Genomic DNA, 13,862 nt, shown 5'->3' with positions numbered 1-13,862 from the left:
CCGGAACGGTCACCGGGGCCGGAACGGTGGAGGCCACCACCGCCGTCGCCAACAGCCGCTGGCTGGACCCGGACACCTCCAACAACACCGCGCGCTACGCCCTGAGCCTGAAGACCTCAGACTCGACCCCCGCCCCGACGTCCCCGGCGAGCGGCAACCCCGGCTCCATGGCCCACACCGGCGCCGACGGCCACGAGGGACCGATCGCCGCGGCCGCCGCCGGTCTCACCGCCCTCGGCGCCCTCACCCTCCTCGGTGCTCGCCGACTCCGCCGCCGCGGACGGCACGGCTGACGCTCACAGGTTTCTCGTAGCGAACTCAACGATCACCCCGAAACAGCGGGCCTACTGTCCTGCCATACGCACTGACTGGAGGTGGGGAAGATGAACAGCAGTCACACCAACACCACGGAGAAGACGACCGGTTGGGTCAAGACGGCCCGCGGCCCCTGGGCGGCCCTCTGCGCCGCCGCGGCCGTCGTCCTCGGCCCGGCCGCCGTCACGGCCTCCGCCCTGGACCAGGCCAACGCGGCCCCGATGCACCACGCGGTGGTCAAGACCGACCAGACCCAGGCGTACATCCCGACGGACCCGACCCGCAGGCGTACGGCGGCGGCCTGACGAGCCGAGCCGGAGGCAGCCGCTGCCTACACGGCGAACGTGGCGATCAGGCCCGCGTGGTCCGACGGCCACAACGGCACCGGCGTGCGCGTCATCTGGTCCGTCGTGTCGCCCACGGTCCGGGCCGTGAGCGGGCGGAGTCGGCCGCGCTGGTAGAAGACGAAGTCCACCCGGTGATCCAGCGCCGACGGCGTCTCCGCGAGGCTGTCGTCCTGGCCCGCCGTCCAGCCGCCGGTCGATCCGTGCAGGTCGGTGTAGGCGTCGCCGTACCCGGCGTCGAGGAACTGCTGGTAGGAGCCGGTGGTGTCGGTGTTGCGGTCGTTGAAGTCACCGAGGACGACATTGGGCAGGTCGCTGCCCTCGCTGTCCTTCAGCCAGGCGTTGAGCTGGGCGGTCTGCGCGTCGCGGATGGCCGTCGAGTAGGACTCGGGGTGGGTCGTGGTCACCTTGGCCCGCCGACCGCCGGCCTCGATGACGGCGGAGGCGTAGCCCTCCGGGATGACGATCTCGCTGCCGTCGGCGGCGGGCAGGGTGATCCTCGCGTCGTAGTTCGCCGACGCGGCGTGCGTGACCTTCACACCCTCACGGACCGGCAGGACGTCGTGGTCGGTGAGGGAGGCCGCCTCCGTCGACGACAGCGGGAACGTACCGCTGAAGTTCGTGTTGCGCGCGGCCACCCGGTAGTGCAGGCCCTGCGCGGCCAACGCCCGCAGCAGCACCCGGAGATAGTCCATGGTGACGGCAAGGGTCCCGCCGAGCGGTCCCCGCTTCCTCGATGATCGGGGTCAGATTGGCGCCGATGTACAGGTTGTAGCTCGCGACCGTCAGCCGGTGCCGCCGACCCTGCTCGGCGGCGGTGGCCGACGTGGCGCCGGCCACGCCCGCGGTCGCCCCCGCGACCACAGCGACCGCCCCGGATATCGCGCTACGGCGAGTGAGCATCCCCAGTCCCTTCCCCAACCCGTGCAACACATGCCTCAGAAGTGCCGCACTGTACCTGGCGATACTGAGAAGAGAAGTGGCCGATTCCCGCCTAGCGGGAGAACTCCAGGAACTGCTCGCCGGACGGATCCACGTCCACGCCGAGGCCGTTCATCAAGCCCGCCAGCATGACGTAGTACCCGACCGTCGTGACGATCTCGACGACCTGCCGGTCCGTGAAGCAGGCGCGCAAACCAGCCAACCCGCCCTCCGACAGGGTGTGTCGGGCCACCAGCTCGAAGACCGCCGTCACCGCCGCCGACTCGCTCCCGTCGAACTCCGGCCCGCTGGAGCGCAGTTCGGCGATCGCCGCCAACTGGGCTTCCGTGACACCGGAGTTCAGCGCGATCGGCCGGTGCTGCACGGCCTCGTACTCACACTCGGTCCCGGCCGCCACCGCCACGATCACCAGCTCACGCAACCGGACCGGCAGGGTCGACTCCGTCAGCACGGCCAGCCCCATGTCGATCGCCGTGTCCGTGAGCGGCGGGGCGTGGGAGAGCATACGGAAGGCGTTGAGCGGTACGGGAAGCTTCGCGACACCGTCGGCCGGACGCTCCGGGTACGGGATGCGGGCCATGATCCCCCTAGTCGAGACACGAAGAGTCGGGACACAAACGTCAGTGAACATCAGTGAACGTCAGTCCTTGAACCGTTCCCACAGCTTCGGATACCGCTCCGCCAGCACCGACTCGTTCTCGAAGTCGACCGGCGTCCCCTCCGGCTCGGAAGGCGCGGGAGCGATCCCCAGGTCGGGGGCGACCGTCCCGGTGAGCTGCTCGTACGCCTCGTCTGCGGCGTACCCGAGCTCCTCGCCGTCCCCGTCGATCTCCTCGTCGAAGTCGTCGAGCAGGTCGGCCAGCGAGTCGGGCGTGTGCACGCCGGCCTCGTACACCTCACGCCCCTGCCCGATCAGCCAGCACCGGAAGAAGTCGAAGGCGTCGTCGCTGGCCCCGTCGAGCAGCACCCAGGCGGCGCCCCACAGGTCCCAGGTGTACGCGCGGTTGTAGCGGGCCTCGAAGTGACGGGCGAAGTCGAGGACCATCTCCGGGTCCAGCTGGAGCAGCCTGTCGACGAGCAGGTCGGCCTGCTCCTCCGGGTCGCCCTCGGCGGCCTCGCGGGTGGCGTCCACCAGCTCCCAGAACTCCGTCTCGTCCATCACGGGTCCAGCATCGGCCCTGGGCGGACGGGGCGCACGTGGAGTGCGGCGGATTGTTATGTCCCGTACAGACCGGCCAGACGGCGCGCATCCTCCACGAACCGCGCCCGCAGCCCCTCCGGAGCCAGCACCTCCACCTCCGGCCCCAGCGACAGCAGCTGCGTACGGGCGACCTTCTCCGACTCCACCGCCACCGTCACGGTCACCCACCCGTCCCCGTCCGGCGCCCCCGCCCCCTCCAGCGCCTCCTGCGCGGAGACCCGGTCAGCGAGGGCGTACGGCAGCCTCCGCACCCCGTCCGGGGACAGCCGTACGACGACCTCGGCCCGCAGGATCGACCGCGCGAACCGTTCCGCCTGCTCCTCCCAGAAGCCGGGGAGATCGAACTCCTCGTCGCGTGCGAAGCGCTCCTCGCGCGCGTCCACCGCCGTGAAGCGCTCGATCCGGTACACCCGGTACGCCCCCGCCGCCTCCGGCACCCGCGCGCACAGGTACCAGACGCCCGCCTTCAGCACGAGCCCGTACGGCTCCAGCTCCCGCTCCACCTCCGCCTCGCCCTTGCGATAACGGGCGATGACCCGCCGGTCGTCCCACACCGCGTCGGCGATCGCGGGCAGCAGCTCGGGCGTCTTCGGCTCGCTCCACCAGTTCGGCGCGTCCAGATGGAACCGCTGAGCAGCGGTCTTCGAGGCGTCCCGCAACGACGGCAACAACGCCGCCGACACCTTCAGCCGGGCCGCGGAGGCGGCATCCTCCAGCCCCATCTCCCGCAGCGCCCCCGGCACCCCGCTCAGGAACAGCGCCTCCGCCTCACCCCGCGCCAGCCCGGTCAGCCGCGTCCGATACCCCCCGATCAGCCGGTATCCCCCCGCCCGGCCCCGGTCCGCGTACACCGGAACCCCCGCCTCCGACAACGCCTGCGCATCCCGGGTGATCGTCCGCTCCGACACCTCCAGCTCCCGCGCCAGCTCGGCGGCGGTCATGGAGGGGCGGGACTGGAGCAGCAGGACCATCTTGATGAGGCGGGCGGCACGCATACGGCCCATGATGCAACGAGGCCCCCGCCGAAGCGGGGGCCTCATCACACAACCACTACAGACCTACAGCCCGTACTTCTCGCGCGCTTCCTTCACGGCCGTCGCCTTGACCTCACCGCGCCGGGCCAGCTGGGCCAGCGCCGCGACCACGATCGACTCGGCGTCGACACCGAAGTGGCGGCGGGCGCCCTCGCGGGTGTCCGAGAGGCCGAAGCCGTCGGCGCCCAGCGAGGAGTAGTCCTGCTCGACCCACTGTGCGATCTGGTCGGGAACCTGGCGCATGTAGTCGGACACCGCCAGCACCGGGCCCTCGGCACCCTGGAGCGCCTGCCGGACGTACGGCACCCGCTCCTCGCCGCGCAGCAGCGCCGCGTCCGCCTCCAGCGCGTCGCGCCGCAGCTCGGTCCAGGAGGTCGCGGACCATACGTCGGCGGCCACACCCCACTCCTCGGCGAGCAGCTTCTGCGCGTTCAGCGCCCAGTGGATCGCCGTGCCGGAGCTCAGCAGCTGGATGCGCGGGGCGTTGGCGGCGGCCACGTTCAGGCCTGCCGACTCCGCCGTGTTGAAGCGGTACAGGCCCTTGACGATGCCCTCGTCGATGCCGAGCCCGGAGGGCTTCGCCGGCTGCGGCATCGGCTCGTTGTAGACCGTCAGGTAGTAGAAGACGTTCGGGTCCTCGCCCGGGGCCGCCTCGCCGTACATCCGGCGGAGGCCATCGCGCACGATCGCCGCGACCTCGTACGCGAACGCCGGGTCGTACGTCAGTGAGGCGGGGTTCGTCGCCGCGATGACCGGCGAGTGGCCGTCCGCGTGCTGGAGGCCCTCGCCCGTCAGCGTCGTACGGCCGGCCGTCGCACCGACGAGGAAGCCGCGGCCGAGCTGGTCGCCGAGCTGCCACATCTGGTCGGCGGTCCGCTGCCAGCCGAACATCGAGTAGAAGATGTAGAACGGGATCATCGCCTCACCGTGCGTGGAGTACGCGGTGGACGCGGCGATGAAGTCGGCCATCGAACCGGCCTCGGTGATCCCCTCGTTGAGGATCTGGCCGTTCTTGGCCTCCTTGTAGTACATCAGCTGGTCACGGTCGACCGGCTCGTACGTCTGGCCCTTGGGGGAGTAGATCCCGAGCGACGGGAACAGGCTCTCCATGCCGAAGGTGCGCGCCTCGTCGGGGACGATCGGCACCCAGCGCTTGCCCGTCTCCTTGTCGCGGACCAGGTCCTTGATGAGGCGGACGAAGGCCATGGTGGTGGCCACGTTCTGCGTGCCGGAGCCCTTGTCGAAGGAGGCGAAAGCCTTCTCGGCGGGGGCGGGCAGGGGCGCGAGGGCGTGCGTACGACGGGCGGGCGCGGGACCACCGAGAGCGGCCCGGCGCTCCTGGAGGTAGCGCACCTCGGGGGAGTCGGCGCCCGGGTGGCCGTAAGGCACGACCCCGTCGACGAACTCGCTGTCGCTGATGGGGAGTTCGAGCAGGTCGCGCATCGTCTTGAACTCGTCCACCGTCAGCTTCTTCATCTGGTGGTTGGCGTTCTTCGACGCGAAGCCCTCGCCGAGGGTGTTGCCCTTGACCGTCTGGGCCAGGATGACCGTCGGTGCGCCCTTGAACTCGACGGCGGCCTTGTAGGCGGCGTACACCTTGCGCGCCTCGTGGCCACCGCGCGAGAAGTGGAAGCACTCGATGATCTTGTCGTCGCTGAGCAGCTTCGCCATCTCGACGAGCGCCGGGTCCTTGCCGAAGAAGTCCTGGCGGATGTAGGCGGCGTCGCGGGTCTGGTACGTCTGCACCTGGGCGTCGGGTACCTCGCGGAGCCGTCGTACGAGCGCGCCCGTGGTGTCGAGCTGGAACAGCTCGTCCCACGCCGTGCCCCACAGCGTCTTGATGACGTTCCAGCCGGCGCCGCGGAACTGGGCCTCCAGCTCCTGCACGATCTTGAAGTTCGCGCGGACCGGGCCGTCGAGGCGCTGAAGGTTGCAGTTGATGACGAAGGTGAGGTTGTCGAGACCCTCACGCGAGGCCAGTGCGAGTGCCGCCGTGGACTCGGGCTCGTCCATCTCGCCGTCGCCCAGGAACGCCCAGACGTGCGAAGCCGATACGTCCTTGATGCCGCGGTTGGTCAGGTAGCGGTTGAAGCGCGCCTGGTAGATCGCGGAGAGCGGGCCGAGGCCCATGGAGACGGTCGGGAACTCCCACAGCCAGGGGAGGCGGCGCGGGTGCGGGTACGACGGCAGGCCGTTGCCGCCCGACTCGCGGCGGAAGTTGTCGAGCTGGTGCTCGTTCAGCCGGCCGTCGAGGAAGGCGCGGGCGTAGATGCCGGGGGAGGCGTGGCCCTGGATGTAGAGCTGGTCGCCGGAACCGTCCGCCTCCTTGCCCTTGAAGAAGTGGTTGAAGCCGGTCTCGTAGAGCCAGGCCGCGGAGGCGAAGGTGGCGATGTGGCCGCCGACGCCGTATTTGCTGCCACGGGTGACCATCGCGGCCGCGTTCCAGCGGTTCCACGCGGTGATCTTCCGCTCCAGCTCCTCGTCACCGGGCGCGGACGGCTCGGTGGCGGTGGGGATGGTGTTGACGTAGTCCGTTTCGAGCAGCTTGGGCAGCGCGACGCCGTTGCCCTCCGCGCGCTCCAGCGTGCGGCGCATCAGGTACGCGGCACGGTGCGGGCCGGCCGCCTTGGCGACCGCGTCCAGCGAGGCCTGCCATTCGGCGGTCTCCTCGGGGTCGCGGTCCGGGAGCTGGTCGAGCTCGCTCGGCTGGATGGCGTAGGGGTCGGTCATGTCGCCGCCTTCCTCGGTCGAAGGGGGTTCCCTCAATCAGGCAGGGTCTTCGGGGGGTGCCCTTGGTCTTTGGCAGGACAGGGCGGTGGGGCTTGGGTGGAAGCCCGTCGGCGACTGTAACTCCCTGATCGATGATCGATCAAAGGGTTGAAGGGCAAAACCTCTCGATTCCGAGAAAGTCGGCACGGGGTGCCTCCGGCGGTGGCACGGGGTGACCTTCGTTGGCGCCTGTTTTCGCAGGTGAGCGGGGGAGTGCTCGGGTGGGGCCGGCTCGTCGCAGGGGTGCTGGTGCGTTGGGGGGTGCGGGTGCTTTGTGGCTGGTCGCGCAGTTCCCCGCGCCCCTAGGGGGTCACACTGGACCCCTGCCTATTCGCCCTCGTGCCTTGGCGCGCAGCCCAGGACGTGTGCCTTCACCAGCTCGGCGATGCGGGGGTCCCTCCTCCGGAACGCCTGTACCAGCTCCTCGTGCTCCTCCGCGTACGACTGCTGGACCGTGCCCAGCCAGCGGATGGACAGGGCCGTGAAGACCTCGATGCCGAGCCCCTCCCAGGTGTGCAGCAGCACGGAGTTCCCGGCGGCCCGCACCATCTCCCGGTGGAAGCCCACCGTGTGCCGCACCTGGGCCGTGCCGTCCGACTCCCGGTCCGCCTCGTACAGGGCGGCGACATGCGGCTCCAGGGCCGAGCAGTCCACCGCCAGCTTCTCCGCCGCCAGCTCCGCCGCGATCGCCTCCAGACCGGCCCGGACGGGATAGCTCTCCTCCAGATCGGCCGCGGTCAGGTTCCGTACGCGGACGCCCTTGTTCGGCGCGGACTCGATCAGCCGCAGCGACTCCAGCTCGCGCAGCGCCTCCCGCACCGGCGTCTGGCTGACCTCCAGCTCCGTCGCGATCCGCCGCTCCACGATGCGCTCACCCGGCTGCCAGCGCCCGCTGACGATCCCCTCCACGATGTGCTCGCGGATCTGTTCGCGCAGCGAGTGGACGACGGGCGCGGTCATGAGTGCTCCTTAAGGGCGTTTGACGTAAAGACAATAAGGCCGCGAGGGCGTCGGGGAGGGGCGCACGGGGGCGCTTTCATGCAGGTGAGACGAGACTTACACGCTCCACACAGCGGCTCGTCCTGTAAAGACCCGTACCGGGTACGGCCCGGAGCCGTCACCGCCGTGTCACCACCGCAACCCTGTGCGCCCGCTGTCCGTCGGGGTCGGCATGGGAGTGTCCGCCAGGGGCGCCCCCGTGCACCAACCATCGGGGGATGGCATGAACGACCGAGGACGACGTGGAGCGCTCCGCTGGATGGCCGCGGCGGCCGTGATCGGCACGGTGCTGGGCGTGACGGGCTGCCAGCAGACGGCGACCCGGACGAAGGCGGCGGCTCAGGCCACGACCGACGGCGGCGCGGCGATCACGAACATGGCGGGCGGCGGCCGGACCGGCGGCGCCTGCGTCTTCATCAAGCCGGACGGGGCGCAGAAGTTCGGGCACGTCGGCTGGGGCTTCAAGGTCGCCGGGACCAATCAGTGGGTCTACGGCGCTGTGGAGAACCCCACGAACAAGCTGTACACCCCGCCCGGCGGCGACATCGGCGCCTGGCACGCGCAGGGGACGTACGACCGCATGCTCAGCGAGATGTCCCGGGACGCGCACTACCCCGGCAAGTCCACGCACCCGTACAGCCGTTACCGCTGCACGGACTCCTCGCGGTACGACGTCAACGCCGCCTGGGCCATGATCCGCAAGGTCGAGGCCCGCGGCTTCCTCGTCGGGGTCGACCCGAGGACCGGTGAGCTCACCTCCCGGGACTGCCTCGACGCGACGTACGACGTCCTGAAGGCCTACCGCACGAAGGGGCTGACCAAGGCGGACAAGCTGTCCATCCCGAACCTGTGGGTGGAGCTGCTGTGGGGCTGGTCGGACCAGAAGCTGACGCCCCGCTGACACGACGGTGCCCCCGCCCGTGGAACGCTCCGGGCGGGGGCACCGTACAAGCGGCTTACAGGCCGAGCTCGACCTCGAACTCGCCCGCCTCCAGGATCGCCTTGACCGCGGTCAGGTAACGGGCCGCGTCGGCGCCGTCCACCAGACGGTGGTCGTAGGAGAGGGTCAGGTAGGTCATGTCGCGGACGCCGATGACCGTGCCCTCCTCGGTCTCGATGACGGCCGGACGCTTGACCGTGGCACCGATGCCGAGGATCGCGACCTGGCCCGGCGGCACGATGATCGTGTCGAAGAGCGCACCGCGCGAACCCGTGTTGGAGATGGTGAAGGTCGCGCCGGACAGCTCGTCGGGCGTGATCTTGTTGGCGCGGACCTTGCCGGCCAGCTCCGCCGTGGCCTTCGCGATGCCGGCGATGTTGAGGTCGCCCGCGTGCTTGATGACCGGGGTCATCAGGCCCTTCTCGGAGTCCACCGCGATACCGATGTTCTCGGTGTCGAAGTAGGTGATCGTGCCTTCGCCCTCGTTGATCTTGGCGTTGATCGGCGCGTGCGCCTTCAGCGCCTGGGCCGCGGCCTTGACGAAGAACGGCATCGGGGACAGCTTGACGCCCTCACGGGCGGCGAAGGAGTCCTTGGCGCGGGCGCGCAGCTTCATCAGACGCGTGACGTCGACCTCGACGACCGAGGACAGCTGCGCCTGCTCGTGCAGCGCCTTGACCATGTTGTCGCCGATGACCTTGCGGATGCGCGGCATCTTGACGGTCTGGCCACGGAGGGGAGAGGCCTCCAGCGACGGCGCCTTCTTCGCGGCGGCGGCCGGAGCAGCCGCGGCCGGAGCCGGAGCGGCGGCGGCGGCCTTCGCGGCCTCGGCGGCGGCGATGACGTCCTGCTTGCGGATCCGACCGCCGACGCCGGTGCCCTTGACGGAGGCCAGCGCGACACCGTGCTCGGCGGCGAGCTTGCGCACCAGCGGGGTCACGTAGGCACCGTCGTCACCGGAGGTGGCGACGGGGGCGGGCGCAGCCGGAGCGGCGACCGGGGCCGGGGCGACCGGCGCGGGGGCCGGAGCCGGAGCAGCGGCGACCGGGGCCGGGGCCGGCGGAGCCACCGGAGCGGCAGGCGCCGGAGCCGGGGCCGGCGGGGCCACGGGGGCGGCCGGAGCAGCCGGGGCCGGAGCCGGAGCGGCCGGAGCCGCAGGGGCAGCAGCGGCCGGAGCCGCACCCGGAGCGCCGATGACGGCCAGCTTGGCGCCGACCTCGGCGGTCTCGTCCTCGCCGACCGTGATCTCCAGCAGGACACCGGCGACGGGCGCCGGGATCTCGGTGTCGACCTTGTCGGTGGAGACCTCGAGCAGCGGCTCGTCGGCGTCGACGGAGTCGCCGACCGCCTTCAGCCAGCGGGTGACGGTGCCCTCGGTGACGGACTCGCCGAGTGCGGGCAGGACGACGTCCGTGCCCTCGGCGGAGCCGGCGCCGGTGGCGGCCTCGGCGGTGGGAGCGGGCGCCGGGGCGGCCTGCTCGGTGGACGGGGCGGCAGCGACCGGAGCCGGAGCCGGCTCGGGAGCCGCGGCGGGCGCGGGCTCGGCGGCCGGGGCCGGGGCGGCGGCGGGCGCGCCCGTGCCGTCGTCGATGACGGCCAGCTCGGCGCCGACCTCGACCGTCTCGTCCTCGGCGACCTTGATGGACGCGAGAACACCGGCGGCGGGGGAGGGGATCTCGGTGTCGACCTTGTCGGTCGACACTTCGAGCAGCGGCTCGTCGGCCTCTACTCGCTCACCCTCGGCCTTCAGCCAGCGGGTGACGGTGCCCTCGGTGACGCTCTCGCCGAGCGCCGGAAGGGTTACGGAAACCGCCATGGTTTCGGTTGCTCCTTACGAATTGCGGAAGTCTGTGTCGTCGCTGTGAGCGGAGTCGCTTCGTCGACCGAGGGTCAGTCGTGTGCGTGCAGCGGCTTGCCGGCCAGTGCCAGGTGGGCCTCGCCGAGCGCCTCGTTCTGCGTCGGGTGGGCGTGGATGAGCTGGGCGACCTCGGCCGGCAGCGCTTCCCAGTTGTAGATCAGCTGGGCCTCGCCGACCTGCTCGCCCATGCGGTCGCCGACCATGTGGACGCCGACTACGGCACCGTCCTTCACCTGGACGAGCTTGATCTCGCCCGCGGTGTTGAGGATCTTGCTCTTGCCGTTGCCCGCCAGGTTGTACTTCAGAGCGACGACCTTGTCCGCACCGTAGATCTCCTTGGCCTTGGCCTCGGTGATACCGACGGAGGCGACCTCCGGGTGGCAGTAGGTCACGCGGGGGACACCGTCGTAGTCGATCGGGACGGCCTTGAGACCGGCCAGACGCTCCGCCACCAGGATGCCCTCGGCGAAGCCGACGTGCGCGAGCTGGAGGGTCGGGACCAGGTCGCCGACGGCGGAGATGGTGGGGACGTTCGTCCGCATGTACTCGTCGACCAGGACATAGCCGCGGTCCATCGCGACGCCCTGCTCCTCGTAGCCGAGCCCGGCGGAGACCGGACCGCGGCCCACGGCCACGAGCAGGACCTCGGCCTCGAACTCCTTGCCGTCGGCCAGGGTGACCTTGACGCCGTCGGCGGTGTACTCGGCCTTCGAGAAGAAGGTGCCCAGGTTGAACTTGATGCCGCGCTTGCGGAACGCGCGCTCAAGAAGCTTGGAGGAGTTCTCGTCCTCGACCGGGACGAGGTGCTTGAGGCCCTCGATGACGGTGACGTCCGCACCGAAGGACTTCCAGGCGGAGGCGAACTCGACGCCGATGACGCCGCCGCCGAGGATGATCGCGGACTTCGGTACGCGGTCCAGGACGAGGGCGTGGTCCGAGGAGATGATCCGGTTGCCGTCGATCTCCAGGCCCGGCAGCGACTTCGGCACGGAGCCGGTCGCCAGGAGCACGTGGCGCCCCTGGATGCGCTGGCCGTTGACATCGACCGAGGTGGGGGAGGAGAGCCGCCCCTCACCCTCGATGTACGTCACCTTGCGGGAGGCGACAAGCCCCTGGAGCCCCTTGTACAGGCCGGCGATGACACCGTCCTTGTACTTGTGGACTCCCGCGATGTCGATGCCCTCGAAGGTCGCCTTCACACCGAACTGCTCGCTCTCGCGGGCCTGGTCGGCGATCTCGCCCGCGTGCAGCAGGGCCTTCGTGGGGATGCATCCCCGGTGCAGGCAGGTACCGCCGACCTTGTCCTTCTCGATCAGGGCGACGTCAAGCCCCAGCTGGGCCCCGCGCAGCGCCGCGGCGTAACCGCCACTACCACCGCCGAGGATCACTAGGTCGAAAACGGTGCTGGCGTCGTTCGCCACGTCACGTCCTCCATGCATGTGCGCCGTACGCCGGTCTCCAGTGACCGGGCGGCGGCTGGTGTCCGGCCGCTCTTTCTTCGGCCCTGTGGTGGGGGCCCTGTCCTGCCGAGCCCATCTTCGCACTTGTCGGGACCGAACGAGACGCCGGGCCGGGGTGTGAGACACCACACGCTCACATGTGAGCACCTCACTTTTCAGTGGGGGCCGCGGTGAGACACCTGAGGGGCGCGGGGAACTGCGCGACCAGCCACAACCGGTCCGCACTCGCCCACGCCCCTGAGGGATCGAGCTACTGGGCGAGGTAGGTCAGCCCAGGTCACCCGCGGCAGTCAGCTCCGCCAGCCGCACCAACGTACGCACAGCGGTACCCGTACCCCCCTTGGGCGTGTACCCGAACGGCCCACCCTCATTGAACGCGGGCCCGGCGATGTCAAGGTGCGCCCAGGTGATGCCCTCGCCCACGAACTCCCGCAGGAAGAGCCCGGCGACCAGACCGCCACCCATCCGCTCACCCATGTTCGCGATGTCAGCGGTAGGGGAGTCCATCCCCTTGCGCAGGTGCTCGGGCAGCGGCATCGGCCAGGCAGGCTCGCCGACCTCCTCCGCCGCCTCGTGCACGGCCGACCGGAACGCGTCATCGTTGGCCATGATCCCGAACGTCCGGCTGCCCAGCGCCAGCATCATCGCCCCGGTCAGCGTCGCCACGTCGACGATCGCGTCCGGCTTCTCCTCGGACGCCGCCCACAGGGCGTCGGCGAGAACGAGCCGCCCCTCCGCGTCGGTGTTGAGCACCTCGACGGTCTTGCCGCTGTACATGCGCAGCACGTCACCCGGCCGCACGGCGGACCCCGACGGCATGTTCTCGGCCAGCGCCAGCCACCCGGTGACGTTCACTTCGAGACCCAGCCGAGCGACAGCGACGATGGCGGCGAAAACCGCCGCCGCCCCGCTCATGTCGCACTTCATCGTCTCGTTGTGCCCGGCGGGCTTCAGCGAGATGCCGCCCGAGTCGTACGTGATCCCCTTGCCGACGAGCGCGAGGTGCTTCTTCGCCTTGGCGGACGTGTACGTCAGCTTCACGAGCCGCGGCTTGGCCTCGGACCCGCCGCCGACGCCCAGGATGCCGCCGTAGCCGCCCTTGACCAGCGCCTTGTCGTCGAGCACCTGCACCTTGATGCCGTGCTCCTTGCCCGCGGCCAGCGCCACGGCCGCGAACGCCTCGGGGTAGAGGTCGTTCGGCGGGGTGTTGATCAGGTCACGAGCGCGGTTCAGCTCCTCGGCGACCGCGAGCGCCCGCTCGACGGCGGCCTTGTACGCGCGGTCCCGCGGCTTGCCGCCGAGCAGGGACACCTCGGCGAGCGGCGCCTTGCCGTTCTTCGGGTCCTTGCCGTTCTCCTTGTACGCGTCGAAGGAGTACGCGCCGAGCAGCGCGCCCTCCGCGATCGCACCGGCGTCGGCGGCGTCCGCCAGCGGCAGCGCGAACGCGGCCTTCTTGGCGCCGGACAGCGCGCGGGCGGCCGCACCGGCGGCCCGGCGCAGCGCCTCGGAGTCGAAGGAGGAGTCCTTCTCGGGCTCCGGGCCGAGCCCCACCGCCAGGACGAGCGGGGTCTTGAAGCCGGACGGGGCGGGGAGCTTCGTCACCTCGCCCTCGGCGCCGGCGGCACCGAGAGTCTCCAGGACGCCGGCGAGCTTGCCGTCGTAGGCCTTGTCCACGGCCTCGGCGCCCGGGGCGACGACCGGGCCCTTCGCGCCCTTGGCGACACCGATCACGATCGCGTCGGCCCGCAGGCCGGGCGCCGCAGCGGTGCTGAGAGTGAGAGCAGTCACGGTGGTGAAATCTCGCTTCCGATGTGAAGTTCACGTTGGTCGAACTTGGGTGGGTCGACCGGGCCCGACAGCCGACCCTAGGCCCTGGCGCCGCATTCCCGCCGGGCCCGCCCTTCGGGCGTCGCCGTCAGCGGCGGCTCCGGCGCCAAGCTGCGCAAGCGGCTCGAACCCTCGCTGCCCGGCGCCACCTGGTACGAGGTCGGCGGCGGCAC

12 protein-coding genes are annotated in these 13,862 nt (G+C 70.7%); 3 read left to right on the top strand and 9 right to left on the bottom strand.

The genetic code is table 11. The annotated features are described in order from the left end of the window. Positions 1–26: 26 nt before the first annotated feature. Positions 27–293, top strand: coding sequence for a hypothetical protein (locus ABZ928_RS47565; RefSeq protein WP_361534469.1), 267 nt, complete (start codon positions 27–29; stop codon positions 291–293). A gap of 90 nt (positions 294–383) precedes the next feature. After that, positions 384–620 carry a hypothetical protein gene (locus ABZ928_RS47560; protein ID WP_361534466.1) on the top strand — a complete coding sequence of 79 codons (237 nt, stop codon included), beginning with the start codon at positions 384–386 and terminating at the stop codon, positions 618–620. Between the two features lie 26 nt (positions 621–646). Here ABZ928_RS47560 and ABZ928_RS47555 read toward each other — a convergent pair whose 3' ends face one another. The 6 genes from ABZ928_RS47555 to ABZ928_RS47530 all read right to left on the bottom strand — a co-directional run bounded on the left by ABZ928_RS47555 (position 647) and on the right by ABZ928_RS47530 (position 7,565). After that, complete coding sequence (locus tag ABZ928_RS47555; protein WP_361534463.1) at positions 647–1,354, bottom strand: endonuclease/exonuclease/phosphatase family protein; 708 nt, start codon at positions 1,352–1,354, stop codon at positions 647–649. 299 nt (positions 1,355–1,653) lie between these two features. Then, positions 1,654–2,181, bottom strand: coding sequence for a carboxymuconolactone decarboxylase family protein (locus ABZ928_RS47550; RefSeq protein WP_361534460.1), 528 nt, complete (start codon positions 2,179–2,181; stop codon positions 1,654–1,656). 60 nt (positions 2,182–2,241) lie between these two features. After that, positions 2,242–2,760, bottom strand: coding sequence for a DUF4240 domain-containing protein (locus ABZ928_RS47545; protein ID WP_361534818.1), 519 nt, complete (start codon positions 2,758–2,760; stop codon positions 2,242–2,244). Between the two features lie 56 nt (positions 2,761–2,816). Further along, positions 2,817–3,797, bottom strand: coding sequence for a WYL domain-containing protein (locus ABZ928_RS47540; protein WP_361534457.1), 981 nt, complete (start codon positions 3,795–3,797; stop codon positions 2,817–2,819). Between the two features lie 63 nt (positions 3,798–3,860). Beyond that, a complete protein-coding gene (gene aceE / locus ABZ928_RS47535; RefSeq protein ID WP_361534454.1) occupies positions 3,861–6,566 on the bottom strand; it encodes a pyruvate dehydrogenase (acetyl-transferring), homodimeric type in 2,706 nt (901 codons plus the stop codon). A gap of 366 nt (positions 6,567–6,932) precedes the next feature. Then, positions 6,933–7,565, bottom strand: coding sequence for a GntR family transcriptional regulator (locus tag ABZ928_RS47530; RefSeq protein WP_361534451.1), 633 nt, complete (start codon positions 7,563–7,565; stop codon positions 6,933–6,935). Between the two features lie 262 nt (positions 7,566–7,827). Here ABZ928_RS47530 and ABZ928_RS47525 point away from each other — a divergent pair, with 262 nt between their 5' ends. Beyond that, positions 7,828–8,505, top strand: a complete 678-nt coding sequence (locus tag ABZ928_RS47525) for a hypothetical protein (RefSeq protein ID WP_361534448.1) — start codon at positions 7,828–7,830, stop codon at positions 8,503–8,505. A gap of 55 nt (positions 8,506–8,560) precedes the next feature. Here the strand turns inward: ABZ928_RS47525 and sucB are convergent, their stop codons facing one another. From sucB to ABZ928_RS47510, 3 genes are all read right to left on the bottom strand, one after another. Next, on the bottom strand, positions 8,561–10,360 hold the full coding sequence (gene sucB, locus ABZ928_RS47520; RefSeq protein ID WP_361534445.1) for a 2-oxoglutarate dehydrogenase, E2 component, dihydrolipoamide succinyltransferase: 1,800 nt from the start codon (positions 10,358–10,360) through the stop codon (positions 8,561–8,563). A 74-nt stretch (positions 10,361–10,434) separates the two neighbouring features. Then, positions 10,435–11,823 (bottom strand): dihydrolipoyl dehydrogenase, encoded by a 1,389-nt coding sequence (gene lpdA, locus ABZ928_RS47515; RefSeq protein ID WP_361534442.1) that lies wholly within the window; start codon positions 11,821–11,823, stop codon positions 10,435–10,437. A gap of 306 nt (positions 11,824–12,129) precedes the next feature. Continuing rightward, on the bottom strand, positions 12,130–13,650 hold the full coding sequence (locus ABZ928_RS47510; RefSeq protein ID WP_361534439.1) for a leucyl aminopeptidase: 1,521 nt from the start codon (positions 13,648–13,650) through the stop codon (positions 12,130–12,132). Positions 13,651–13,862: the final 212 nt, after the last annotated feature.

The sequence above is a fragment of the Streptomyces sp. NPDC046909 genome (genome assembly GCF_040644695.1).
Lineage (GTDB): Bacteria > Actinomycetota > Actinomycetes > Streptomycetales > Streptomycetaceae > Streptomyces.
Note: the sequence above shows the minus strand (reverse complement) of the source record. Positions and strands in the feature narration are given on the sequence as shown.